The 23189-nt window shown below is 59.4% G+C and carries 18 protein-coding genes; 5 read left to right on the forward strand and 13 right to left on the reverse strand.

Annotated elements, in window-relative coordinates:
• The first annotated feature begins 86 nt into the window (after positions 1–86).
• Positions 87–713, forward strand: coding sequence for a TetR/AcrR family transcriptional regulator (locus tag HCG46_RS11795; protein WP_075283580.1), 627 nt, complete (start codon positions 87–89; stop codon positions 711–713).
• Positions 714–733: 20 nt separating this feature from the next.
• Here HCG46_RS11795 and HCG46_RS11800 read toward each other — a convergent pair whose 3' ends face one another.
• The 7 genes from HCG46_RS11800 to cysG form a co-directional block, all read right to left on the reverse strand.
• A complete protein-coding gene (locus tag HCG46_RS11800) occupies positions 734–2161 on the reverse strand; it encodes a sensor domain-containing diguanylate cyclase (protein ID WP_168686355.1) in 1428 nt (475 codons plus the stop codon).
• A 299-nt stretch (positions 2162–2460) separates the two neighbouring features.
• Positions 2461–3234 (reverse strand): SDR family oxidoreductase, encoded by a 774-nt coding sequence (locus HCG46_RS11805; protein ID WP_023002200.1) that lies wholly within the window; start codon positions 3232–3234, stop codon positions 2461–2463.
• 472 nt (positions 3235–3706) lie between these two features.
• Entirely contained in the window at positions 3707–4240 is a 534-nt protein-coding gene (locus HCG46_RS11810; protein ID WP_023002201.1) for a DUF934 domain-containing protein, read from the reverse strand.
• Between the two features lie 34 nt (positions 4241–4274).
• Complete coding sequence (locus HCG46_RS11815; RefSeq protein ID WP_023002202.1) at positions 4275–5036, reverse strand: phosphoadenylyl-sulfate reductase; 762 nt, start codon at positions 5034–5036, stop codon at positions 4275–4277.
• Positions 5023–6681 (reverse strand): nitrite/sulfite reductase, encoded by a 1659-nt coding sequence (locus tag HCG46_RS11820; protein WP_168686357.1) that lies wholly within the window; start codon positions 6679–6681, stop codon positions 5023–5025. The genes HCG46_RS11815 and HCG46_RS11820 overlap by 14 nt, the downstream gene beginning before the upstream one ends.
• Positions 6682–6743: 62 nt before the next feature.
• On the reverse strand, positions 6744–7043 hold the full coding sequence (locus HCG46_RS11825; RefSeq protein WP_055657573.1) for a DUF2849 domain-containing protein: 300 nt from the start codon (positions 7041–7043) through the stop codon (positions 6744–6746).
• 21 nt (positions 7044–7064) lie between these two features.
• On the reverse strand, positions 7065–8528 hold the full coding sequence (gene cysG / locus HCG46_RS11830) for a siroheme synthase CysG (protein ID WP_062490406.1): 1464 nt from the start codon (positions 8526–8528) through the stop codon (positions 7065–7067).
• A 362-nt stretch (positions 8529–8890) separates the two neighbouring features.
• Here cysG and HCG46_RS11835 point away from each other — a divergent pair, with 362 nt between their 5' ends.
• The gene (locus HCG46_RS11835; RefSeq protein WP_168686359.1) at positions 8891–9997 is read left to right on the forward strand and encodes a hypothetical protein; all 1107 of its coding nucleotides are present in this window, start codon (positions 8891–8893) and stop codon (positions 9995–9997) included.
• A 167-nt stretch (positions 9998–10164) separates the two neighbouring features.
• On the opposite strand, the gene HCG46_RS11840 is transcribed toward HCG46_RS11835, so the two are convergent.
• Both HCG46_RS11840 and HCG46_RS11845 read right to left on the reverse strand, forming a co-directional pair.
• Positions 10165–11892, reverse strand: coding sequence for a HAMP domain-containing methyl-accepting chemotaxis protein (locus HCG46_RS11840; RefSeq protein WP_168686361.1), 1728 nt, complete (start codon positions 11890–11892; stop codon positions 10165–10167).
• A 217-nt stretch (positions 11893–12109) separates the two neighbouring features.
• Complete coding sequence (locus HCG46_RS11845; RefSeq protein ID WP_168686363.1) at positions 12110–13276, reverse strand: acetyl-CoA acetyltransferase; 1167 nt, start codon at positions 13274–13276, stop codon at positions 12110–12112.
• 582 nt (positions 13277–13858) lie between these two features.
• On the opposite strand from HCG46_RS11845, the gene HCG46_RS11850 reads away from it, so the two are divergent.
• Positions 13859–15529, forward strand: a complete 1671-nt coding sequence (locus HCG46_RS11850; protein ID WP_055657568.1) for an alpha-glucosidase family protein — start codon at positions 13859–13861, stop codon at positions 15527–15529.
• 85 nt (positions 15530–15614) lie between these two features.
• A complete protein-coding gene (locus HCG46_RS11855) occupies positions 15615–16403 on the forward strand; it encodes a glycosyltransferase family 2 protein (protein ID WP_168686365.1) in 789 nt (262 codons plus the stop codon).
• Between the two features lie 72 nt (positions 16404–16475).
• Here HCG46_RS11855 and HCG46_RS11860 read toward each other — a convergent pair whose 3' ends face one another.
• The 4 genes from HCG46_RS11860 to betI form a co-directional block, all read right to left on the reverse strand.
• A complete protein-coding gene (locus HCG46_RS11860; RefSeq protein WP_023002212.1) occupies positions 16476–17759 on the reverse strand; it encodes an adenylate/guanylate cyclase domain-containing protein in 1284 nt (427 codons plus the stop codon).
• A gap of 306 nt (positions 17760–18065) precedes the next feature.
• Positions 18066–19529 (reverse strand): betaine-aldehyde dehydrogenase, encoded by a 1464-nt coding sequence (gene betB, locus HCG46_RS11865; RefSeq protein WP_168686367.1) that lies wholly within the window; start codon positions 19527–19529, stop codon positions 18066–18068.
• A 45-nt stretch (positions 19530–19574) separates the two neighbouring features.
• Positions 19575–21233: a choline dehydrogenase gene (gene betA / locus HCG46_RS11870; RefSeq protein ID WP_023002214.1), complete on the reverse strand. Its 1659-nt coding sequence runs from the start codon at positions 21231–21233 to the stop codon at positions 19575–19577.
• A gap of 15 nt (positions 21234–21248) precedes the next feature.
• A complete protein-coding gene (gene betI / locus HCG46_RS11875) occupies positions 21249–21851 on the reverse strand; it encodes a transcriptional regulator BetI (protein ID WP_023002215.1) in 603 nt (200 codons plus the stop codon).
• A gap of 364 nt (positions 21852–22215) precedes the next feature.
• Between betI and HCG46_RS11880 the strand changes: the two genes are divergently transcribed.
• Complete coding sequence (locus HCG46_RS11880) at positions 22216–23160, forward strand: choline ABC transporter substrate-binding protein (RefSeq protein ID WP_023002216.1); 945 nt, start codon at positions 22216–22218, stop codon at positions 23158–23160.
• Positions 23161–23189: the final 29 nt, after the last annotated feature.

The raw sequence follows: 23189 nt of genomic DNA on the forward strand, positions 1-23189 counted from the left end.
CCTTCTGCATTGCGACCCCAGCAATGTTGTCACTGTCTATATGCGGAATTTTCAGCCGTCAACGAAAATGTTGACAGTGTCTACTTATGGAGGAAACAGGCCTGAGCGACCCGAAATATCACCACGGCAATCTGAAAGAGGCCCTGATCCAGGCAGGGCTGGACATTCTGCGCGAAGATGGACTTGAAGCCCTGTCGCTGCGGGCGTGCGCCGCCCGTGCCGGCGTTTCCCATGGAGCGCCGAAGAACCACTTCGCCAATCTTGCCGTCCTGCAGGCAGCCATCGCGACGGAAGGCTTCCGGCAGTTTGCGGGCACGATGCGCCGGCATATGGCGGATGCGTCCAACGACGCCCGTGAACAGATACTCGCAAGCGCCCGCGGTTACATCGCCTTTGTTGAAGAGAACCCGCATCTGTTCCGGCTGATGTTCTCCATGGAACGACAGATCGACATCTATCCGGAGCTTCAGCCGGCCAGCCGCGAAGCCTATGCGGTCCTAAGGGAGGTCTCCGAAGGACTTTCACCGGAGAATTGCGAGAACCCCGTTCACCGGACTTCCGTTGAAACCATGCTGTGGGCGTTCATTCACGGGTATGCCAATCTGAAGGCAAATCGGCAGTTTTATACGGCCAATGCGGAAACCGGACGTGACCCGGCGCTGGAGGAAATATTCCCGCAACTGCTTTACCTGACCAGGAATAAGGAAGTCTGACGGCCGCCTGTCCGAAAACCCTATGCCGCTCCGCAATGCTCCACGCGGTTCCGGCCGCGTTCCTTCGCCTGGTAGCAAAGCCGGTCGGCTTCGGCCAACAGGGTATCAAGACAGGCTGCATTGTCGTGTTCGACAGCGACGACGCCGAGGCTTGCCGTCACGCGAACCAGTTTTCCGTCTCCTGCGGCAACCGGCTCACTGCAGACGCTTTGCCGAATTTTCTCGGCTTCCGCCACTGCGTCCATGATCTGGCTGTTCGGAATCATGATGGCGAATTCCTCGCCGCCCATACGACCCAGAAGACTGCCTGGCCGCAACGTGCCTTGCACACGCCGCACGAAGCTGACCAGTACGGTATCACCGGTGGCGTGTCCGTAGGTGTCGTTGACCGACTTGAAATGATCGAGGTCGACCATCAGCAGGGCAAAGCCGTTCATGCCAAGGGAGAGACTGCGGGAGACCTCCTCGCGGAAGGCGTTGCGGTTGAGCACGTCGGTCAGTTGGTCGTGCGTGGCAAGATATTGCAGACGGATCAGCAACGCATTCCGGCTCTGCGTGACGCAGGACAACATGATAGGCGCCAGAGCAACAAGGGAAATGCCGAGCCGGATGGAAATGAGCGTCATCACGTCGAGTTGCAGGGAGCTGCTGTCGCCAAGCCCGTTTGACAGGATGACGAGACCCCACACGCCAATGCACAGCGTCAGTATCGCTGTCGGAAAGACCGGATAGACGACACCACACCACAAGAGCGCCGGAACCGGAAACGCAATGGCGCCAGGCCCTCCGACGACTGCTCCAGCAATACAGGAGATCAGCAGCAGGATCAGCGGTGCGCGTTTTTCCTGCCTCAACCGGGCCAGCAGACCGGAAAAGTCCGGCAACGTTCCTTCCAGCTTCGGTGCCGACAGGATAACCGGCAGAAAGGAGATGTAGTTCACCAGCTCGGTCGTCGACCAGAATATCCAGCCGGGAATGACACCCCCGCCGAAGAGGATCGGATTTGCGATGCCCCCGACAACCCCTGCCAGGGAAGCGGCGATAGCCGAAGCCACCGCGAGATGGAGAAGGGCCAAGGGTTGTTGCAGCCGAACGGAGGAGGCAGGCAAGTACTTATAGACCTGATACCCGGCAGCCACCCCAACCATGTTGGCCGCATTCAGCAGCACGGCCTTTTCGAGCGTCGCTCCTGTCAAAAGATCCGCTGCCAGATAGCCTACGGCAGCAGCAACCCAGCCCTGCCAACAAGCCGACTTCGGCACACGGACCAGCAGTCCGAGGAGGATTGCGTTGGCCGGCCAGACTGCCGCCAGGAACCCGGTCGGCCGGGTAAGAATGCCGAAGATGCAAGCCAGGAACACCACCAGACCCAGCAAGAACGGTACGCGCATTTCAGGCCTTGCGACCCGGTCCAGGACACCACCCTTTCCGTATAAATTTGCGACCAATTTTCTCTCCATCTGCGACAGCTCGAATTAAGATAATTCAGGCATTCGCCGTCGGACGTTCCGCAATTTCCCGAAGTGCGTCCCTGGTTTCGGAAGGTTTCGGCAACCGAATCCGTTGATCCCTCTGAGGCATGGTGAGGGTGTTTATCTAACGAACCAATAAAAACACAAGCACAAAGTATGCATTAACTTCCGGAGCACGGATGTTTTGCATTAAGTTCACGTGGAGCATTGACTTGGATTAGGCTGAACGACGTGCGGCATCACGAAAAGACCGCGACGCCATACCAGCCACCAGCTTAGAGCACCGTGTGCCGTAGACCGCCGTTGACTTGCAGGATCTCACCCGTCATTCCGCCGGAAAGATCACTGAGCAAATAGGCAGCAGCTCCGGCAACTTCCTCTGCAGTGACACCGCGGCGCAGGAACGACTGCCGTGAGAGAACTTCATGAACCTTGCGGAAGTCGGGCAGGACGCGCGATGACGTGGTCGGGACTGCGCCGGCGGAAACACCGTTCACACGTACGTTTTCATGGCCAAGTTCCGCCGCCAGCGCCCGCACGGAGTGTTCCAGTGCAGCCTTGGCGACACCCAGGACCTCGTAGCCGGGCACCACCCGCTCACCGCCCAGGAAGGTCAGGGCAACAACGGATCTGAGGTTCGGGTTGCGACGCTGCACCTCCCGCACCAGGGCGATGAAGGCATAACAGCTGGTGCTGATCGTCTTCAGAAAGTTCTCTTCGCTCGTCCCCAGCAGACCGTTCTGTCCGGCTTCGCCGATGTCGGTCTTGGCAAGGCAGAACACCATGCCGGTCAGGTCGGTCAGATCGTCAATCGCGTCGATGGACTGCGGATAATCCAGGAAGCGGATGTCGTGATGTGGCGTTTTGGCAGACAGCTTTTCCGGCCGGCGCGACGTCAGCACGGTTTCCCAACCGTTCTGATACATGTGCTCGCCGATTGCCAGGCCGAGCGATCGCTTTGAACTGACGCCGACCACAAGCACCTTGTTGGTCTTTACTGCGGGCTTCCTCAGATCGAAGAGCGTTTCGAGGGTGCGAGTGACGGCCATTGAGCGACATTCCTGCTGAGGACCGGAACCGGCCTGCGGTATTGGATTTCGGGAAACAATTGGCAATGCCCCGGTATCCCCGTTTCGACGCCACATTGCCTCGTGCGCCAGTGCCGGTTCGCCGGCAAATCATTTTGCCGCCAGACCATATGACGTATAATAAGTCAGTCTTGTGACAATGCGATTCACAGCCTGTAACCGGATGTTTCAATCCACTGACGAACTGCATTCCGGTTGCTGACACAAATTGGACAGGCAAAACACTTGCCGTGGTTCGGTTTCACCTTTTCCTTCGACAGCAAATGACCTTGGACGAGCACCTGTAGTCTTTGGCGATGCCGACGGCCTCTTGCAAGGATCGCCGCTCGCAAACAAATGGGGACCCCGCCTTGCGAGGTCCCCTGAAACGCTCGTTCGAATTTTGTGCCGCCATCCTATGACCATTGTCGCAAGACGGGCAGACCTGTTCGGCTTACTCCGCGGCGACCGCCAGATCCCGGTGGGAGCGGCGCGCCCACGGGCGTGTTCCTTCCGGGATTTCATCGACCGTGCCGACCGGCTGCAGATATTTGGTTACTTCGGGCCATTCACCGGCCTTCAGGGCTTTCAGCACTTCCGGCTTGGAGATCTCGAACGTCGACACACCGCAGCGGCGTGCCAGCGGCACCTGGTCGAGAATGTATTTCCCGAGCGCGCGGATATCACCCTTGTAGCCGATCTGCTCACGCAGGATGCGGGCTGCGGAAAAGCCGCGGCCATCGGAAAAGCTCGGAAAGTCGACGGCAACCAGTGCCAGCCGGTCGAGATAATTTTCGATCAGCTCGACATCGTCACCAGCCTCGACGATGACGGCGGTTTTGCCGTCTCGTGCCAGATATGCATCCGGGTCGATGAGAAACACGGTCATCGGTACAAGCGCATCGCCTTCGACAGCAGTGCCGGTTTCGGCATCTGTCCGCGCCCAGCTTTCCTCGACGAAATCGCCGTCCTTGAAAATCGTTGCCATTCTTTGCGTCCTCAAAATCCTCTATCGGCAGCGGTCAGATACCGCTGCCGTCAACTTCCTTGCCATGGGTCGGCCAGTGAATGCCGCATTCTGTCTTGTCCTGGCCACGCCAACGTCCAGCCCGGGGGTCCTCGCCGGGGGCAACCTTGCTGGTGCAGGGCAGGCAGCCAATCGAGGGGTAGCCTTGCGCCACCAGCGGATGCGGCGGCAGATCATGGGTCTTGGCATAATCCAGAATTTCGGCAGCCGTCCAGTCCGCCAGCGGATTGACCTTCACCCGGCCTTCGTCGATTTCGAAGAACTCCAGGCTGGAGCGACTTGCGCTCTGGAACCGCTTGCGGCCGGAAATCCAGGCTTCGAACCCGTTCAAGGCCTCGGCCAGCGGTACCACCTTGCGAATATGGCAGCAGGCGTCGGTATCGCTCATCCAGAGCATGCCCGCGGGATCTTCCCTGGAGAGATCATCCTTGTTCGGCTTCTGGGTGCGGACATCGGTCAGGCCGAGCTTCTCGATCAGCTCATCACGATAGAGCAGCGTGGCCGGAAACAGTTTGACCGTGTCCACGAAAACGACCGGTGTCGACGGGTCGATCTGGGCAACCATATGCAGGAGCACTGCGGAATCGGCCCCGAAGCTGGAGACCATGGCAATGCCACCGGCGAACTGGTGGCGGATGGCCGCCCTCAGGACGTCGTCCGCGGTTGCATCCTCGAACTGGGCGTTAAGTGCGGCGACTTCCGCCTGCAAGCCCAGCTCCGGATCAACACCTAGGCTGAATGTCTCATGCAGCGCCATAAAGGGCCTCCTTGAAGGGATCCTCCCCAACCCGGCGATAGGCTTCCAGGAAGGTCTCTTCTTTGCCGTTCCGCAGGCCGAGATAGGTATCGACCAGCTTCTCGATGGCATCGACCACTTCTTCAGACGAGAAGCCGCGGCCGACGATTTCACCAATGGACGCGTTTTCGTTGGCGGAGCCGCCAAGCGTCACCTGATAGAATTCCTCGCCCTTCTTCTCCAGGCCGAGAATGCCGATGTGGCCGACATGGTGGTGACCACAGGCGTTGATGCAGCCGGAGATCTTGATCTTCAGCTCACCGATCTCGGCCTGCCGTTCCGCAGCACCGAAGCGTTCGGAGATCCGCTGCGCAACCGGAATGGAACGGGCGGTTGCCAGGGCGCAATAGTCCATGCCCGGGCAGGCGATGATATCGGTGATCAGACCGGCATTGCCTTCCGCGATACGCGCGGCCACCAACTCGTCGAACAGCGCCGGCAGGTCGTCCAGCTTCACATGCGGCAGGATCACGTTCTGCTCGTGACTGATGCGGATCTCGTCATGACCGTATTTCTCGGCAAGGTTCGCGATCACATCCATCTGCTCATCCGACGCATCACCCGGGATGCCGCCGATCGGTTTCATGGACAATGTGACGGAGGTATAGCCAGGCACCCGGTGCGGGTTGAGGTTATGCGCCGTGAACTGGGCAAAGGCTGCATCCGCCGCCTTGCGTGTTTCAACGGCAGCCGAGGTCGCATTGCCCACTTCCAGCGGAGGCGGAGCGAAATAGGCCTCGATGCGGCGCACCTCCTCGTCCGGCAGGCGCAGGACCCCGAAGCGGATCTTTTCGAATTCGGCCTCGATATCCGCCTTCAGTTCGTCCAGCCCGGTTTCATGAACCAGGATCTTGATGCGGGCCTTGTACTTGTTGTCGCGGCGGCCGTAGCGGTTATAGACGCGCAGAATCGCTTCCGAGTAGGCAAGCAGATCTTCCTCGGGAAGGAAGTCGCGCACCTTGCGGCCGATCATCGGCGTACGGCCAAGTCCGCCACCGACGAAGACCACGAACCCGACCTCACCGGCATCGTTGCGTGCGAGCTGCAGCCCGATATCGTGAACCTGGACGGCAGCACGGTCGTTCGGTGCGCCTGTGATGGCGATCTTGAACTTGCGCGGCAGGAACGAGAACTCCGGATGCAGCGATGACCACTGGCGCAGGATTTCCGCATAGGGCCGCGGGTCGGCGATCTCGTCGGCGGCAGCACCGGCGAAGTGATCCGCGGTCACGTTCCGAATGCAGTTGCCCGACGTCTGGATGGCATGCATCTCGACTTCGGCCAGCTCTTCCAGGATCTTCGGCGTATCTTCCAGTTTCGGCCAGTTGAACTGGATGTTCTGGCGCGTGGTGAAGTGGCCGTAGCTCTGGTCGTACGTGCGGGCGATATGGGCAAGCTTGCGCATCTGCCGGCCGTTGAGCGTGCCATAGGGAATGGCAACGCGCAGCATGTAGGCATGGAGCTGCAGATAGAGACCGTTCATCAGGCGCAGCGGCTTGAACTCGTCCTCGGAAAGCTCGCCAGCCAGACGGCGGCGGACCTGGTCCTTGAACTGCTCGGTACGCTGGTTCACGAAGCTCGCGTCAAATTCGTCGTAACGGTACATGTCTCAATCTCTCCTCAGCGAGCGCTGCCATGGAAGGCGCTGCCCTGCCCTTCATTGTTGTTTCAGGCGGAAACCGCCTGGGCCTGCTTGCCCAGTTCCGGGTGGGTGGTCGGGCCGGTTGCCCGGATCTTTTCGCGCAGGCGCACCGGTACGATGACGCCCTCTTCCACGGTCACGTCCATCTCGTAGACACCAACGACTTTCTGGTTCTTCTCGGCCTCAAGACCTTCGGCCAGGGCTGCCGCGACCGCGTCCTTGCCGTCATAAACCTTAGCCAGCGTAATGCGCTCGACCCAGGAACCGTTTTCCGCGAGCCAGACAACATCGCCGTTCAAAAGGCGGTTGGCGGTGATGACTTTCATGTGCGTCCACTCTCTTCAAGTTCAGGCGGCTACAACCCGGGCGGCGAGCTGCGGCGCCAGGGGTTCGGCCTTGTCCATTGCGGCATGGCCCACGGCCTCGCCGATCACGATCAGAACCGGTCCGTCGATCTCAGCGCGGTTCGACAGCACCGCGAGTTCGGACAGGGTTCCGGCAAATTGGCGTTCGTCCGGGTGTGCCGCATTCTCGATAACGGCAACCGGTGTTTCAGGTTTCAGGCCCGCGCCGATCATCTTCTCGGCAACCGCAGCCGCCACGGTTCGGCCCATGTAGACAGCCACCGTCGCGCCCTTGAGTGCCAGCCCAGCCCAATCCGGCAGGGTTTCGGACTTGGCATTGTGGCCGGTAGCGAAAACCAGGTTGGAGGCGACACCGCGCAACGTGAGCGGGATCTGGGCTGACGCTGCCGCGGCGAAGGCTGCCGTGACGCCTGGAACAATTTCAAAGCCGATACCAGCTTCGCGAAGCGCTTCCATTTCTTCTGCCGCTCGGCCAAAGATCATCGGATCTCCAGCTTTCAGACGCACGACTTTCAAGCCCTTGCGGCCAAGCTCGACCAGGAGCTCGGAAATTTCGGACTGCGGCACGGAATGAGCGCCCTTGCGCTTGCCCACTGAAATGCGCTCCGCATCGCGGCGGCCCATGGCAACGACATTTGCCGGCACCAGCGCATCGTGAACGATGACGTCGGCTTCCTGCAGCAGGCGCTGCGCGCGCAGGGTCAACAGGTCTTCCGCGCCCGGCCCGGCACCGACAAGCCAGACAAAACCGGGCTCGTCCGCCATCGAATTCAACAACCGCTGTGCCTCTGAACGGGCGACATCAGCCTTGCCTGCATAGAGATTGGTTGCGACCGAACCGGAGAAGAAGCGCGCCCAGAAACTGCGGCGCAGCCCACCGTCGCGGATCACCTTGGTTGCGGCATCGCGGAAACTTTCGGCAAGACGCGCCAGCTCGCCGGTCGAACGCGGCAGCATGGCTTCAATGCGCGCGCGGATGTGGCGCGACAGGACAGGACCGACACCGGTCGAGGTTATCGCAACGGCGATCGGTGCGCGATTGACCAGGGCTCCGGTGTAGAAGTCGCACAGTTCCGGCTTGTCGACCGCATTGACCGGAACGCCCTGCGCCCGTGCCGCATCGACAACAGCCTTGTCGAGATCCCAGTCTTCGCGCGCGGAAAAGACCAGAGCGGCGTCCTTCAGATGACCAGGCTGGAAATCTTCGGCAAGATGCTCGGTCTCGAAGAGGTCAATAGCCTCCTGCAGATCCGGTTCGACAATTTTGGAAACGACGACGATCCGGGCGTTGGTTTCCCCCAGGAGACGAACCTTTGCAGCAGCTTCACCGCCGTGCCCGACAACGAGCACACGCCGACCGGCAACCTTCATGAAGGCCGGAAACACGTCGAGCCGGTCTTCCGGCTTTTTCAGTGTTTTCAGAGTGTCGCCACCACGGCTAGTCATCGTCAGGGTCTCCAGTCCCAGTTTGATGGGTCTAATGTAATCGGCAGCCCATGCCTGCGCCGGGCACCGGATTTCAAAGCTGGAAACAGAAGCGGAATAGTTTTTTGCAATCCTCTGATTTGACCAATTTCAATTCCCGGCGGCCGGTCAGAGTGATTTTTGCGAGGAAAAATTTCCAACGGGCCTGGTCCGATTGAAAGAGTTTTTCTCCTGTTCCAACGGGCAGCGAACACCCCGTTCAGCCGTCGTTTGCGACGGCATTCAACCTTCCGGGCAAGCGTGCGTCATTCTTGATGCCGCAAAGGAAATCACTTAGCCTTTCCAGACGGCTGGGACACGGCCGCAGTGGCATCAGAGGGGGTATGATGCGTCTTGTTTATTCATTGGTTGCCGCCGGGGTTTCCGCAGGTCTTTTGCTCTTCGGCAGCTTCGGAACTAGCCATGCAGCCGTTGTTGAAAACTTCCAAAGCGGCGGCTGGAACGGCAGTGCCTTCACTGATGATCAGACCGGCGCATTTTCGACCTGTGTCGCGTCCGTGAGCTACCACAGCGGCATCACGCTATATGTCCAGCTCGACACCAACTACAACTGGGCCATCGGCTTTTCGGCTCTTCAGTGGAACATGAAGGTCGGCGCGGATATTGCGCTTCAGTATCGCATCGACCGGGGCGCCTGGCAGAGCGGCGTTGCCAAGGCGACGTCGAAGAATCTGGCGCGCATGCAAATGCCCAGAGGCGGCTACATCATCACCCGATTTCGCCGCGGACGGACACTTTACGTTCGAGATGGCACCTACAATTACGAATTCCGCCTCACAGGCACCTCTCGCCTGATGGCACGTCTTGCCAAATGCGTGGAGCAGAACATCGCACGGTACGGTGCGGCACCCGTTGCCGGCGCTGCAGGCGCCAGCTCTCAAGGTGGCCTCGGACATTCCGCCCCGACCAAGGACGAAGCGGCGGCGTCCAGTTCGGCGACCGACCCGCAACTTGCCATCGAAGCGACCCAGGCCCTGTTCAACCTGATGGGCAGCGCTGGCCTGTCCGGGCTAAAGCTTGTTTCCGACGGACAGCGCGAAGAAGATCTGAACGGCCTTCATGCCGTTGCCACCAACGACGCACGCACGATTGTGGCGCACATTTTTCCGGCGGGTAGCTACCAGTCGGAAGAAGAACTGATGTCGCTTATTGTTGCCGACAGCCAGAAGAAATGCGCGGAAGGCAAATTCACCTCAGGTTCCGAACGGATCAACGAGAACGGCAAACCGATCTATACAAGTTACGCCAACTGCGAAACGGGCGACTTCCAGTTGATCGAGCGGGTCGCCATCGCAAAGCGCAAGGCGGGCGGGGTCTTCATTTACGGCGTGGCGGATACTTACGTCGGCGAAGGCGGTGGCGCACCGGTTTCTCCGCCTGAACTAACGGATCCGGATCTCTACTCGGCAATCGCAAACGCTGCGGAGTAAGGCAAAACGAGCAGCCCAGATCACCGACCACAAGTCGGCTGTTCACCTGAGGAGCAGGTCGGCGTTTTTCCGTTCGCCGCCTCATTGTCACTTGGAGGATTGTCAAAACCGGGAAACAAAAAAGCCGGTGGAAACCGCCGGCTTTTCGTCACTGGTCTCGGTTGACATCAGGCCGCAAAGGACTTGATGAAGTCCTCGATCTGGTGGGTCAGCGTCTGGGTGCGTTCTGCAACCAGGTTGACCGCCTGGCGAACTTCACCTGCCGCATCCTTGGAGCGGACCGCGTTTTCCTTCATGCCGGACACGCTGTCGCTTGCCGTCTGGGTGCTGGTGGAGGCCTCGTTGACGCCACGGGCAATTTCGCCAGTCGCTGCGCTCTGTTCAGTAACCGCCGATGCGATTGCCGTTGTTTCCGCCGTTACATTGCCCATGATGTCGGTTATCTGCTGGATCGAGTGGGCTGCATCGGTGGTCGCTTCCTGAATGGCGATGATCTGCTGGGTGATGCTTTCCGTGGCTTTCGCTGTCTGATTGGCCAACTCCTTGACTTCCGCAGCAACGACAGCAAAGCCCTTGCCAGCTTCACCAGCACGAGCAGCCTCGATAGTTGCGTTGAGAGCCAGAAGATTGGTCTGTTCGGCGATGGTCTGGATCAGCTGGACGACTTCACCGATTTCCTGGGCCGCAGAGGAAAGGGTTGCGACCTTTTCATTGGTCAGGCTGGTGGTTTCGGCAGCTTCCGAGACAACTGCGGAGGTGGAAGCCACACGCTGGTTAATTTCCTCGATGGAAACCGAAAGCTCTTCAGCGGCGGAAGCGACAGCCTCGACATTACCCAGAGCCGAATTGGATGAATAGGCCGCTCCTTCAGCGTGTGTCGTGGTGTCATCTGCAACACCGATCAGCACAGTTGCTGTGTCTTCCAGCTGCGACATGGTGCCGGTCACATCCACGATGAGGGACGATACGCTGCTGCGGAAGGAAGCAGTCAGCTCTTCGCGCTGCCGCATGCGCCGAATACGCGCCTCGTCTTCCGCCTTTTGCGCCTTGACCAACTCCTCTCGCTCCGAAGCGCCGTCGCGCAGGACATTGATCGCATTTGCAAGCTGTCCGATTTCGTCAGCCCGTTCGCATTCGGCAAGGTGAATGCCATAGTCGCCCTTCGAAAGCCGGGCGACTGCCTCGGCAAAGGACCCGAGCGGCAGAATGACCGCACGCATGATGAAGAAACCGGCCATTGCCAGGGCAAGGACGACGAGCCCGAGGTTAGCGTAGGTCATGACGTCAGCGTTCCGGGCCGCACTCTGATAGCTCGCCACCTCAACGGCCAACTCGGCGCGTTCCGTTTCCAGATGCTGGTGATGAAGATCAAGGGCTGCTTCCAGCGCCGTCGTCAGGCTTTCAGCTTCGCCGTCGAATGCCCCCATGAGCTTGTTGCCCTGCTCCGGTCCACCGGCAACATAGGCCTCCGCCATGGCTTTTCCCGTGTCGTAGTATGACGGGAATTTCGCCTGAACGTTCCTGATCTTGTCAACAAGATCCGCATAACCGAGCTTTTCGGCGAGATCGATTGCCGCGGTGCTCTCGCTCTTGAAATTGTCGGAGAAGGAAACCGCAAGATCAAAACCGTCGTTCAGTCCATCAAGACCTCTTGTTGCGGAAATGTCTGTCAGCCATTGCTGCACCTGAACGATGTCGAACTGCATTTTCTGCAGTGAAATGGCCAGGTTCACGCCGTCGGTGGCAAAGGTTTCCGCCCCTTCGCGGAGATGCCCCGCGTTTTCTTCGAGCACGCCAAGATTGCGTATCGTGCCAAGGCTCAGCGCTGTCGCGACAACGAACAGTACAGCCAGCATGGCGATCATTTTGGATTTCAGACTTTGAAAGACGGACATGGTTAACCCAGCTTATGTCGCACCTGCCCCCTGCCGATGCGTTACTCTGGGCAACAATCTGATTTCATAAGATTTTTAAAAAATTAATTTAGGTGAACACTTAGGAACTTTTCACGAGTATGTATTTAGACAAAAACTACTTTTATCTTCAACAAAAACGAAAAGAGGACGATTTCTCGTCCTCCTTTAAATCTTACTTAAAGGCAGTTGTTGCCGATTACTTCATCGCCTGCATCACGGACACGAAGTTGGCCACCGCGGCACCACCCATGTTGAAGATGCCGCCGATCTCGGCGTTCTTCACCTGGATTTCGCCGGCAGTGCCGGTCAGCTGCATCGCAGTGAGCACGTGCATGGAGACACCTGTGGCGCCAATCGGATGGCCCTTGGCCTTCAGACCACCGGACGGGTTCACCGGCAGCTTGCCGCCCATTTCCGTCCAGCCTTCCAGCACGGCGCGAGCACCCTCGCCTTCCTTGGTAAGGCCCATGGCTTCATATTCGATCAGCTCGGCAATGGTGAAACAGTCGTGGGTCTCGACGAAGGAGAGGTCGTCCAGCGCCAGATTGGCATCGCCGAGTGCCTGACCCCAGGCCTTGGAACAACCTTCAAACTTCAGGATGTCGCGCTTCGACATCGGCAGGAAATCCTGCACATGGGCAAGCGCGCGGAAGGCAACCGCCTTCTTCATGCCGAGCGCCGTTGCAGGATCGGTCAGGACGAGTGCAGCAGCACCGTCGGACACCAGCGAACAGTCGGTGCGCTTCAGCGGACCGGCGACAAACGGGTTCTTTTCCGATTCCGCGCGGCAGAAGTCGAAACCGAGGTCCTTGCGCATCTGGGCGTAGGGGTTGCCGACACCGTTCTTGTGGTTCTTCGACGCAATCTTGGCCAGGGCATCGGACTGGTCGCCGTATTTCTGGAAGTAGGCGTCGGCGATCTTGCCGAAGACACCGGCGAAGCCTGCCGGGATATCGCCTTCTTCCTTCAGGTAGGAGGCCTTGAGCAGGTTCTTGCCGATTTCCGGACCGGGCGTCGTGGTCATCTGCTCGACGCCGACAACAAGCACGAAGCGGGCGTCGCCCGAAGCAATGGCGCGCACACCCTGATGCACGGCGGCAGAGCCGGTGGCGCAGGCGTTTTCGACACGGGTCGCCGGTTTGAAACGCAGCGTCGGATCGGCCTGCAGCACCAGCGAAGCGGTGAAATCCTGTGCCGAGAAACCGGCATTGAAATGACCCAGCAGGATCTCGTCGACATCTCCCGGCTCGATACCCGCGTCCTTGATGGCATCGACCGCCACCTTGACGATCATGCTTTCAACCGTCTCTTCCGAATGCTTGCCGAAGGGCATGTGTGCCCAACCCACCATGGCTGCCGTCATGACACTTCCTCCAGGTTTTTTGCCCGCAAGATGATACCCGATTTCCGCCGGATCTCTTGTCCGTGCGGGGGGCTCCATCTTACGTAAGTTCTGTGTGCGGGGACAGTTCCAGCTTCCATGTTGCTTTGCAAGAAGAAACTGACCTAAACGTCATAACAATATTTTTCCATGTTTTATTTCAGTTACTTAAATAAGATAGTCCAAAGAGATAACACGCATTGGCCGCGCAGGCGCGGCATGTCGGGGGCTTCCGTCTTCAGCGAGGCCCGGAGCAGGCAAACTTAATGAGATGGTCACACCCCTGTCACTTAAGCCATGTAGGAAATGCGCGTTCCGGACAAAATCGTGTTTCGTTCCTTTTCAGTAGCTCCACCGGTCCTGCCTCGCAGGGCCGGTTTTTGCATGTGCTCATCCTCCCCGTTCCACATGTGCGACGCAATTCACACATCGCTTACCGAAAGCAATTGCCGAACGACTTTTTCAACACTGTTCACTTGACCTGACAAGGCGCTGGATATAGCCATTCAAAGCGCTTTGAAACCCATAAAGACCGCCTCAGAAGCGGAACGGAGACAACCGGCAATGTTCGAAGAAGCCGAAACGGGCCTGGAGGCTGATGTGCCGTCAGACATGAAGAATGACCCGGATTGGTGGCGTGGAGCGGTGATCTACCAGATCTATCCGCGCTCCTTCAACGACACCAATGGTGATGGCATAGGCGACCTCAACGGCGTCAGCGAACGCATGGACTACATTGCCTCGCTGGGCGTCGATGCCATCTGGCTGTCGCCTTTCTTCACCTCGCCGATGGATGATTTCGGTTACGATGTCTCCGACTATGAAGATGTCGACCCGATGTTCGGCACGCTTGCCGATTTCGACCGCATGCTGGCTGCCGCTCATGCGCGTGGCCTGAAGGTGATCATCGACCTGGTGATTTCGCACACCTCCGACCAACATCCATGGTTTGTCGAAAGCCGTTCGTCACGCGACAATGCCAAGGCCGACTGGTTCGTTTGGGCCGACGCCAAGCCGGACGGCACGGTGCCGACCAACTGGCTTTCGATCTTCGGCGGCCCGGCCTGGGAATGGGACAGCCGCCGGCGCCAGTATTACATGCACAATTTCCTGACCAGCCAGCCGGATCTGAACTTCCATAACCCTGAGGTTCAGGACGCGGTTCTGGGTGCCGCCAGGTTCTGGCTCGACCGCGGTGTCGACGGGTTCCGTCTCGACACGGTGAACTTCTATTTCCACGACAAGCAGCTCCGGGACAACCCACCCCTGAGCGCGACTGAAATGCCGTCCACCGTCGATCCGACCAACCCCTACGGCTATCAGGATCACCTTTACGATAAGACCCAACCGGAAAACCTGTTGTTTCTTGAGAAGCTGCGCGCGCTCCTGGACAAATATCCGGGCACGACGTCCGTCGGTGAAATCGGTGCGGACGGACAGGCCGTGGAACTGACGGCGTCCTATACGGAAGCCGGCAAGCGCATTCACATGGCCTACAGCTTCGACCTGCTGACGCCTCAACATTCGGCGCCCTACATCCGAAAGATCGTGGAAGAGATGAACGCCGGCATCGGCTCCGGCTGGGCTTCCTGGGCGCTGTCGAACCACGACGTGAAGCGGGTCGCCAGCCGCTGGGGCGAGGATCTGGACATTGCCCGGTTCGCACCGCTTGAAACCGCACTCTGCGCCTCGCTGCGCGGCACCCCCTGCCTTTACCAGGGCGAAGAACTCGGCCTGCCGCAGGCTGAAGTTCCTTTTGAAAAGCTGCAGGATCCCTACGGCATTCGCTTCTGGCCGGAATACAAGGGCCGCGACGGCTGCCGGACACCGATGCCCTGGGTGAAAGACAACAGCAACGCCGGTTTCTCCGAAGCCGAGCCCTGGCTTCCGGTCGCGCAGGATCATCTGGCGCTTGCCGCCTTCGAACAGGACAAGGACGAAAGCTCCATCCTGAACCGGAACCGGGCCTTCTATGCCTGGCGGCAGGCTCAGGAGCCCCTGAAGAAGGGCGACATGGTGTTTCTGGACAGCCAGGACAACACGCTGGTCTTCACCCGCAGCCATCAGGGTGAGACCGTGCTGTGTGCCTTCAACCTTGGCACCGAACCGGCCACCGTCACCTTGAACGGACTTGAGCTGGAAAACCTCAATGCACCCGGCTTTAACGGCACGCTGGAGGGCGCCACGATTGCGCTTCATGGCCTCGATGCTCTGTTTGCCCGCGTGAAATCCTGATTTCGCGCCTTCAATTCGGGCTCCGGCACGGCTAAATAGTCGCGCCGGAGCATTTCCGGCCGAGCAACCCAACGCCGGACCTTTCATGACCGACCGCCTGCCTCTTTCCGTTTTCATCATCGCCCGTGACGAGGCCGACCGGATCGCCCGACCGATCGAAAGTGTCATTGGCTGGGTGGACGAGGTCATCGTCATCGACAGCGGATCAACGGACGAGACTGTCGCCGTGGCCGAACAACTTGGCGCGCGGGTCATCCGCAACGACTGGCCTGGCTACGGTCCGCAAAAGCGTTTCGGCGAAGACCAGTGCCGCAACGACTGGCTGCTCAATCTGGATGCCGACGAAGAGGTAACTCCGGGCCTCGCCGCGGAAATCAAAGCCAAATTCGCAGACGGCAGTTACGCGGATGCTGATGGCTGGCGCATCATGATCCGCGATCTTTATGCCCATGAAACCGACCCTGCCCCCTGGGCCTACGGGTATCATCAGATCCGCCTCTACGACCGGCGCAAGGGCCGGTTCTCTGCCTCGACGGTTCATGACACGGTCCGGCCCGAGGAAGGCGCGCACATCTCGAACCTTTCCGGCATCATGGCGCACCGGTCCATCCGGTCACTGGATTTTCAGGTCGGCAAATACAATCGCTATTCCGGTATGCAGGTGGACGACATGCGCGCCCGCGGCCGCAAGCTGCCGAAAAGCCGCCTCCTGACCGAATTCCCGGTGAGCTTCTTCAAGGCCTATTTCGTGCGCAAGTACCGCAAATACGGCTGGTGGGGCTTTATCCTGGCCATGAACTACGCCCACGCCCGCTTCCTGCGCGTCGCCAAGGCCTATGAGGCCGAGTTGCTGGACAGGACCAAAACGGACTGAGGCAAGAGCTGCGCATTACCGTTTTCGCAGCCCCCTCACCGGACCTGTATCGGTTTTCAAAGTCGTTCCATACTAGGCCGCAAAAATGGCAACCGGTTTGCCGACGCCGCGCAGGGCATGTTCGCCCATGGCATTGAGGCCGGTCTGGAGGTCGCCGGAAAGAGCAGCGCGTACCGGTTCTGTCAGGAGCAAGGCGCGGCCGAGGGGTTTGCACAGGGATTCCACCCGGCTGGTCTCATTGACGGCGCGGCCGATCACCGTGAAGTCGAGCCGTTCCTCACCACCGACATTTCCGAAGAAGACTTCACCCCGGTGAAGGCCGATACCGATCTTCAGGGGGTGCCAGTGGATCGGGTCGGGAAGATCCTCGGGTGGATTGCGGTTCAGCTCGTCAATGGCCTCCAGTGCAGCCTTGGCGGCCTTCACGGCGGCGTTCGCCGCCGCTGTTTCACCAAATGTCTTCTGATCGAATACGGCCAGAATGCCGTCGCCCATGAATTTCAGGATATCGCCGCCGTGGTTGAGCACAGCGTCCGAGATCCTGTCGAAATAGGCGTTGAGGATAGCCGTCACTTCCGGTCCGCTCAGCCTGTCGGCAAGTTGAGTGAAGCCGCGCATGTCGGCCATGAAGACCACCGCCTTGATGGCCTCGCCATCACCGCGCTTGATCTCGCCGTCCAGCACGCGCTGTCCGGCGATCGGCCCGAGATATGTGTCGGCAACGTTGCGGGCAATCCGCTGAACGATGTGGCGCTCGATGTGCAGCGCCAAAAGGTCGATCAGATTGCGGATCAGGTCTTTTTCCGCCGGAGGGAACCCACCGGGTTTGCGGGTTGCCAAGGTCATGGCATTCCGCTTTTCGTGCGAGGAACTGAGCGGCAGGGCGACATAGGTCGTGTATCCCTGATCGGCAAGTTCGCGCATCAGCGGAGCGGAATTGGCGCCTTCCTCGCTTTCCAGATCGACCTTGATGGTCTGGCCTTCGTTGATGACGTGGAAAAGCGGATTGCGGGTAAAGGCTTCCGATTTGGTCGCGTTGGCATCTGCGGCAACCTCGTCGCAGAAATAGTCCTGACTGTTCCAGACCCAGGAAAAACCGATGACGCGCGGATGCAGGGTACCGATATGCAGCGTTGCCCGGTCGATGGCGAGGCCTGCAGCCTTGCAGCGCCACATGAACTCCTCGAACATCAGCATGACATCATCGATCCGCGTCGCTTCATGCAAGAGCCACGAATTCAGCTGGTCGATGCTGAGTGTCTCCGGCGCACAGGAAGGGCCTCTGCTGGAACGGGCAAGCAGATAGACATGAGGCGCGTATGTGCGCGGGGCTGGGTCAAGAAAGGCTTTGTTCATCGGGGCTCCGTGAAACGCTCTGGCTAATATCTCGGGCACCGGAGATCAAACTTCAATCGGCAAAAAACCGAATGGCGGGAAATGCTCTCGATTGGCCCAAGGAAACTATCGAACCAAGGGCAACTGGGCATCGAGGATTACCGGCCCAACCCTCGAGACGCCGCTTGCGCGGCTTCTCAGGATAAAGACGCATGGAATGACAGGCAGCTTGATTGAACCACACACGCCAGCCCTGTCCTGAAGAAGCAGGAAACGCCGCCTCGAAGGTTGGGCCAAGCTGTTCTATGTGGAACGAGAAGCAGCGCCTTAAAACGCCGCCTCTACACCGCCCATTTCCACATAAACGCTTTTGGTCTGGCTATAATACTCGATCGCGGCATGGCCGTTCTCGCGGCCGATGCCCGACTTCTTGTAGCCGCCGAAAGGCATTTCGATCGGAGTCAGATTGTAGGAGTTGATCCAGCAGGTGCCTGCCTGCAACTGGTCGATCACCCGGTGCGCCCGTTGAATGTCCCTGGTGAAAACGCCCGCGGCAAGGCCGAAGTCGGTGTCGTTGGCTCGGGCGATGACGTCGTCCTCATCGGTGAAGTCGAGCACGCTCAGCACCGGGCCGAAGATTTCCTCGCGGGCAATGCGCATGTCGTCCTTCACGTCGGCAAAGACGGTCGGCTGCACGAAATAGCCGTCCGGGAAGCTGGCGACAGAGGCTGAACCACCGCCGCACACCAGCCGGGCGCCCTCATCCTGACCGATCTGCATGTAGTGGAGCACCTTGTCGAGCTGCTGTTTGGACACAAGCGGACCAATATTGGTTGCCTCGTCCAGCGGATCGCCCAGAACCGCCTTGGCGGTGCGTTCAGCCAGCCGTGCCACAAAGGCTTCCTTGATCGCTTCATGAACGAACACACGCGTCCCGTTGGAGCAAATCTGCCCGGTGGAATAGAAGTTGGCATTGATCGCGGCGGACACCGCGTTTTCAATGTCAGCGTCCTCGAACACGATCAGCGGGGACTTGCCGCCAAGTTCCAGCGTTGTCTTCTTCAGATGCTCACCCGCAAGGGCTGCCACTTTGGCGCCAGTCGGGACAGAGCCGGTCAGCGAAACCTTGGCAATGGCCGGATGAGCGACCAGCTTTGCACCGACATCACCAAAGCCCTGAAGCACGTTGAAGACACCAGCGGGCAGACCGGCCTCGGTAAAGGCCTCCGCCAGTTTCAAGGCGCTCAGCGGGGTGACTTCCGAGGGTTTGAAGATCATGGCATTGCCGCAAACGAGTGCGGGAGCAGACTTCCAGCAGGCGATCTGGATCGGATAGTTCCAGGCGCCGATGCCGAAACAGATGCCGAGCGGTTCGCGCTTGGTGTAGGCGAAGGAGCCGCCCAGATCGATATGTTCGCCGGTAAGCGTTGCGGCCAGACCACCGAAGTATTCCAGGCAGTCGGCGCCGGACGCAGCATCGGCAATCAAGGTTTCCTGCAAGGGCTTGCCGGTGTCGAGCGTTTCCAGAATGGAGAGTTCCCGGTTCTTTTCACGCAGGATCTCGGCCGCCCGGCGCAGCACGCGGCCGCGTTCGGCTGCTGGTGTTGCCGCCCAGACCTTCTGGCCTTCCTGGGCAGAGCGGATTGCCGCCTCGATCACGGCATCGTCGGCCGCGCGGATCTGCGCGATGACTTCTCCGGTTGCGGGATACAGCGAGTCAAAGGGAGTGCCGCTCTGGCTCTCGACATATGAGCCGCCGACATAATGGGACGCTTGCGGTTGGGCGCGCATGGGTTGGCTCCTTGATCTGTGTGTCTGCCGTTGGACTGCCGGGGATCATCGCTGGCTGGATTGCCAGTCCGGGTGGATCCACGGTTCCTGGTTGGCCGCGGGCAGCGGGGTCTTGCCGAGAATATGGTCCGATGCCTTCTCCCCGACCATAATCGAGGGGGCATTCAGATTGCCATTGGTGATTTGCGGAAAGATGGAACTGTCGGCAACACGAAGCCCGTCAACGCCGATTACCCGGCATTCAGGGTCGACCACGGCCATGGCATCATCCTTCGCCCCCATCCGGCAAGTGCCGCATGGGTGATAGGCGCTTTCCACGTGTTCGCGGATGAAGCCGTTCAGGTCCTCGTCGCTCTGCACACTGTCTCCCGGCTGGATCTCCTTGCCACGATAGGGGGCAAACGCCTCCTGGCCGAAGATCTCGCGGGTCAGGCGGATACAGGTGCGGAAGTCTTCCCAGTCGTCTTCGTGGGACATGTAGTTGAACAGGATCGACGGCTTGGCCTTCGGATCGCTGGAGGTCAGCTTGATACGGCCGCGCGATTTGGAGCGCATCGGTCCGACATGGGCCTGGAAACCATGACCTTCGGCTGCTGCCTGTCCGTCGTAGCGCACGGCGAAGGGCAGGAAGTGATACTGGATATCAGGATATTTCACGCCCGCCTTGGAGCGAATGAAAGCGCAGCTTTCGAACTGGTTCGATGCACCAAGACCCTGCTTCAGGAACAGCCACTGGGCTCCGATCACCGCCTTGGAGAACAGGTTCCAGTGCTTGTAGAGCGTGATGGGCTGGGTGCAGGCCTGCTGAAGATAAAGCTCCAGATGATCCTGCAGGTTGGCACCGACGCCCGGCCGGTCGGCCACGACGTCGATCCCCATTTCGGCAAGATGCGCCGCCGGGCCGATGCCGGACTGCATCAGGATCTTCGGCGAATTGATGGAAGACGCCGACAGGATCACTTCGCGGGCAGCTTTTGCCTCGCGGACCTCGCCGCCGGTTTCGAATTCCACACCGACCGCGCGCTTGTCCTCGATCAGAATCCGGCGCACGAGAGCCCCCTTGATCAGGGTCAGGTTACCGCGCTTCAGTGCCGGCTTCAGATAGGCGTTTGCGGCAGACCAGCGCCGGCCCCGATGGACCGTCATTTCCATGTCGCCGAAGCCTTCCTGACGCTCGCCATTGTAGTCGGCGGTCACGCCATAGCCCGCCTGCTCGCCGGCTGTCTTGAAGGCGTCGAACAGCGGGTTCCACTTTGTTCCGCGCTGGACATGCAGCGGACCGTTGGTGCCGCGCCAGCCGTCCTGGCCGCCATGGCTGTGCTCCTGGCGCTTGTAGTACGGCAGCACATGGCGATACCCCCAGCCGCTCGCACCCATCTCTTCCCAGGTGTCGAAGTCGCAGGCATGGCCACGCACATACACCATGCCGTTGATGGAGGACGACCCACCGATCACCTTGCCACGCGGTGTGGCCAGGCGCCGGCCCTCCAGATGTGGTTCCGGTTCGCTGGTGTACCCCCAGTCATACAGCGGCATGTTCATTGGGTAGGACAGGGCAGCCGGCATCTGGATCAGCGGACCGACATCGGTGCCGCCGAATTCCAGCACAAGCACCCTGTTGCTCGGGTCTTCCGACAGGCGGTAGGCCATCGCACAGCCGGCGGATCCGGCTCCGACGATGATGAAGTCGAACTGGTCGCTCATGTTGATCCTAGCTGCTCAATTCTTGGTGTTGCGCGCCAGGTGGACGGCAATCTGGGTTTCCACATAGTCCTCGACCAGCTCGATCGCGGCCGGCCGGTCGGTCTTGCCGTCGCGCAGGGCTTGCCGGATCCAGACGCCGTCAATCATCGACGCCGTGCCTTCGGCAATCCGGCGTGCTTCGTCCTGAGGCATGAAGGCCCTCAGATTGTGGGTCAGGTTCGAGGCAAGCCTTGCCGAATAGATATTCAGAAGACGATTGTTGCTGTCGGTGGTACGCGACTGAACGTAGAAGGCGAGCCAGGCCGCGATCACGGCGGGCTGAAATTGGTCGACTGCAAAGTTGCCGGCAATGATTGCCGAAATACGCTCGCGCGGGGTCTCCGCCTTTTCCAGGCTCTCGCGGATCGCCCGGCCGAGTTCGGTCAGGAGATGGCGCATGGTTGCGGCAAGCAACTGGTCCTTGGAGCCGAAATAGTGATGCACAAGACCGCCGGAAACGCCTGCGCGCTTTGCGATCTGCGCCATGGTCACGTCGCTGTAGCCGCGTTCGTGTATGGCATCGACCGTCGCGTCAATCAGACTGCGCCGCCGTTCCGCTTCCATTCCGACCTTGGGCATTTCAACCTCCGACACAGGGCGAGAGAAGAATTCGGCTCAGCGTTTCTGGCGATGATCAGACGGCGGCACATCCGGACAAGAACAAGTCCGGTTACCAATCGTCACGATCATGGTGCAGCAGCGTCAAGGAGAAGGAAAAGCCTTCCCAAGAGCCTCTGAATGCGCCTTGCCGCGTTCGTCTCACATCCAAGTTTTATTTTTAATTGATCAGTCAATCAATGAAAACTTGCAATTTTTTCCCGTGGATGTTTGGATCTAGGTTAGGCAGGCTGTGGGCAGAGGAAACTGAGGGCGTTAGAACCACACTGACACCCCATGCCCTGCAGAAAAACAAGAAAACAGACTTTCCATAGGAGGTATACATATGAAAGTAGCAGCGAAACTCGCTGGAGGCCTGGCGCTCGGGCTGATGCTCACGGGAACCGCCCTGGCAAACGATCCGGAAAGCTGCCAGACGGTTCGCTTCTCCGACGTCGGCTGGACTGACATCACAGCAACCACCGCCGCAACCTCGGTCGTCCTGGAAGCGCTCGGCTACAAGCCGGAAGTCAAAATCCTGTCCGTTCCGGTGACCTATGCGTCGCTCAAGAACAAGGACATCGACATCTTCCTCGGCAACTGGATGCCGACCATGGAAGGTGACATCAAGGCCTATCGCGAAGACGGCTCCGTGGAAACGGTCCGGGCCAATCTGGAAGGCGCGAAGTACACGCTTGCCGTTCCGGAATACACCTACGAAAAAGGCCTGAAGAGCTTCCAGGACATCGCCAAGTTCAAGGACGATCTCGACGGCAAGATCTACGGCATCGAGCCGGGCAACGACGGCAACCGCCTGATCATCGGCATGATCGATGAAAACCTCTTCGAACTGGAAGGTTTCGAAGTGGTGGAATCCTCCGAGCAGGGCATGCTTGCGCAGGTCGCCCGCGCAAACCGCCGCGAGGCGGACATCGTCTTCCTCGGCTGGGAACCGCACCCGATGAACGCCAATTTCAAGATGAAGTATCTTGAAGGCGGCGACGACATTTTCGGCCCGAACTATGGCGGAGCCACCGTCTACACCAACGTGCGTGCCGGCTATGTCAAGGAATGCCCGAACGTCGGCAAGCTGCTTGAAAACCTGGAATTCTCGCTGCCCATGGAAAACGAGATCATGGGTGCCATCCTGATCGAGGGTGAGGATCCCAACAAAGCGGCAGCCGCCTGGTTGAAGGAGCATCCGGCAACCTTCGAAAACTGGCTCGTCGGCGTGAAGACTTTTGATGGCGGCGACAGTTTCGCGGCCGTCAAAGGGGCTCTCGGTCTCTGATCGCTGACCAAAATCTGGCGCCGGTGCGG

It is taken from the genome of Labrenzia sp. PO1 (assembly GCF_012273635.1).
In the GTDB taxonomy this organism is placed as follows: Bacteria; Pseudomonadota; Alphaproteobacteria; order Rhizobiales; family Stappiaceae; genus Roseibium; species Roseibium algicola.

Coding starts and splice junctions, on each gene's coding strand:
- HCG46_RS11795 (WP_075283580.1), top strand. CDS start 87: ATGGAGGAAACAGGCCTGAGCGACCCGAAATATCACCACGGCAATCTG.
- HCG46_RS11805 (WP_023002200.1), bottom strand. CDS start 3,234: ATGGCCGTCACTCGCACCCTCGAAACGCTCTTCGATCTGAGGAAGCCC.
- HCG46_RS11810 (WP_023002201.1), bottom strand. CDS start 4,240: ATGGCAACGATTTTCAAGGACGGCGATTTCGTCGAGGAAAGCTGGGCG.
- HCG46_RS11815 (WP_023002202.1), bottom strand. CDS start 5,036: ATGGCGCTGCATGAGACATTCAGCCTAGGTGTTGATCCGGAGCTGGGC.
- HCG46_RS11820 (WP_168686357.1), bottom strand. CDS start 6,681: ATGTACCGTTACGACGAATTTGACGCGAGCTTCGTGAACCAGCGTACC.
- HCG46_RS11825 (WP_055657573.1), bottom strand. CDS start 7,043: ATGAAAGTCATCACCGCCAACCGCCTTTTGAACGGCGATGTTGTCTGG.
- cysG (WP_062490406.1), bottom strand. CDS start 8,528: ATGACTAGCCGTGGTGGCGACACTCTGAAAACACTGAAAAAGCCGGAA.
- HCG46_RS11835 (WP_168686359.1), top strand. CDS start 8,891: ATGATGCGTCTTGTTTATTCATTGGTTGCCGCCGGGGTTTCCGCAGGT.
- HCG46_RS11840 (WP_168686361.1), bottom strand. CDS start 11,892: ATGTCCGTCTTTCAAAGTCTGAAATCCAAAATGATCGCCATGCTGGCT.
- HCG46_RS11845 (WP_168686363.1), bottom strand. CDS start 13,276: ATGACGGCAGCCATGGTGGGTTGGGCACACATGCCCTTCGGCAAGCAT.
- HCG46_RS11850 (WP_055657568.1), top strand. CDS start 13,859: ATGTTCGAAGAAGCCGAAACGGGCCTGGAGGCTGATGTGCCGTCAGAC.
- HCG46_RS11855 (WP_168686365.1), top strand. CDS start 15,615: ATGACCGACCGCCTGCCTCTTTCCGTTTTCATCATCGCCCGTGACGAG.
- HCG46_RS11860 (WP_023002212.1), bottom strand. CDS start 17,759: ATGAACAAAGCCTTTCTTGACCCAGCCCCGCGCACATACGCGCCTCAT.
- betB (WP_168686367.1), bottom strand. CDS start 19,529: ATGCGCGCCCAACCGCAAGCGTCCCATTATGTCGGCGGCTCATATGTC.
- betA (WP_023002214.1), bottom strand. CDS start 21,233: ATGAGCGACCAGTTCGACTTCATCATCGTCGGAGCCGGATCCGCCGGC.
- betI (WP_023002215.1), bottom strand. CDS start 21,851: ATGCCCAAGGTCGGAATGGAAGCGGAACGGCGGCGCAGTCTGATTGAC.
- HCG46_RS11880 (WP_023002216.1), top strand. CDS start 22,216: ATGAAAGTAGCAGCGAAACTCGCTGGAGGCCTGGCGCTCGGGCTGATG.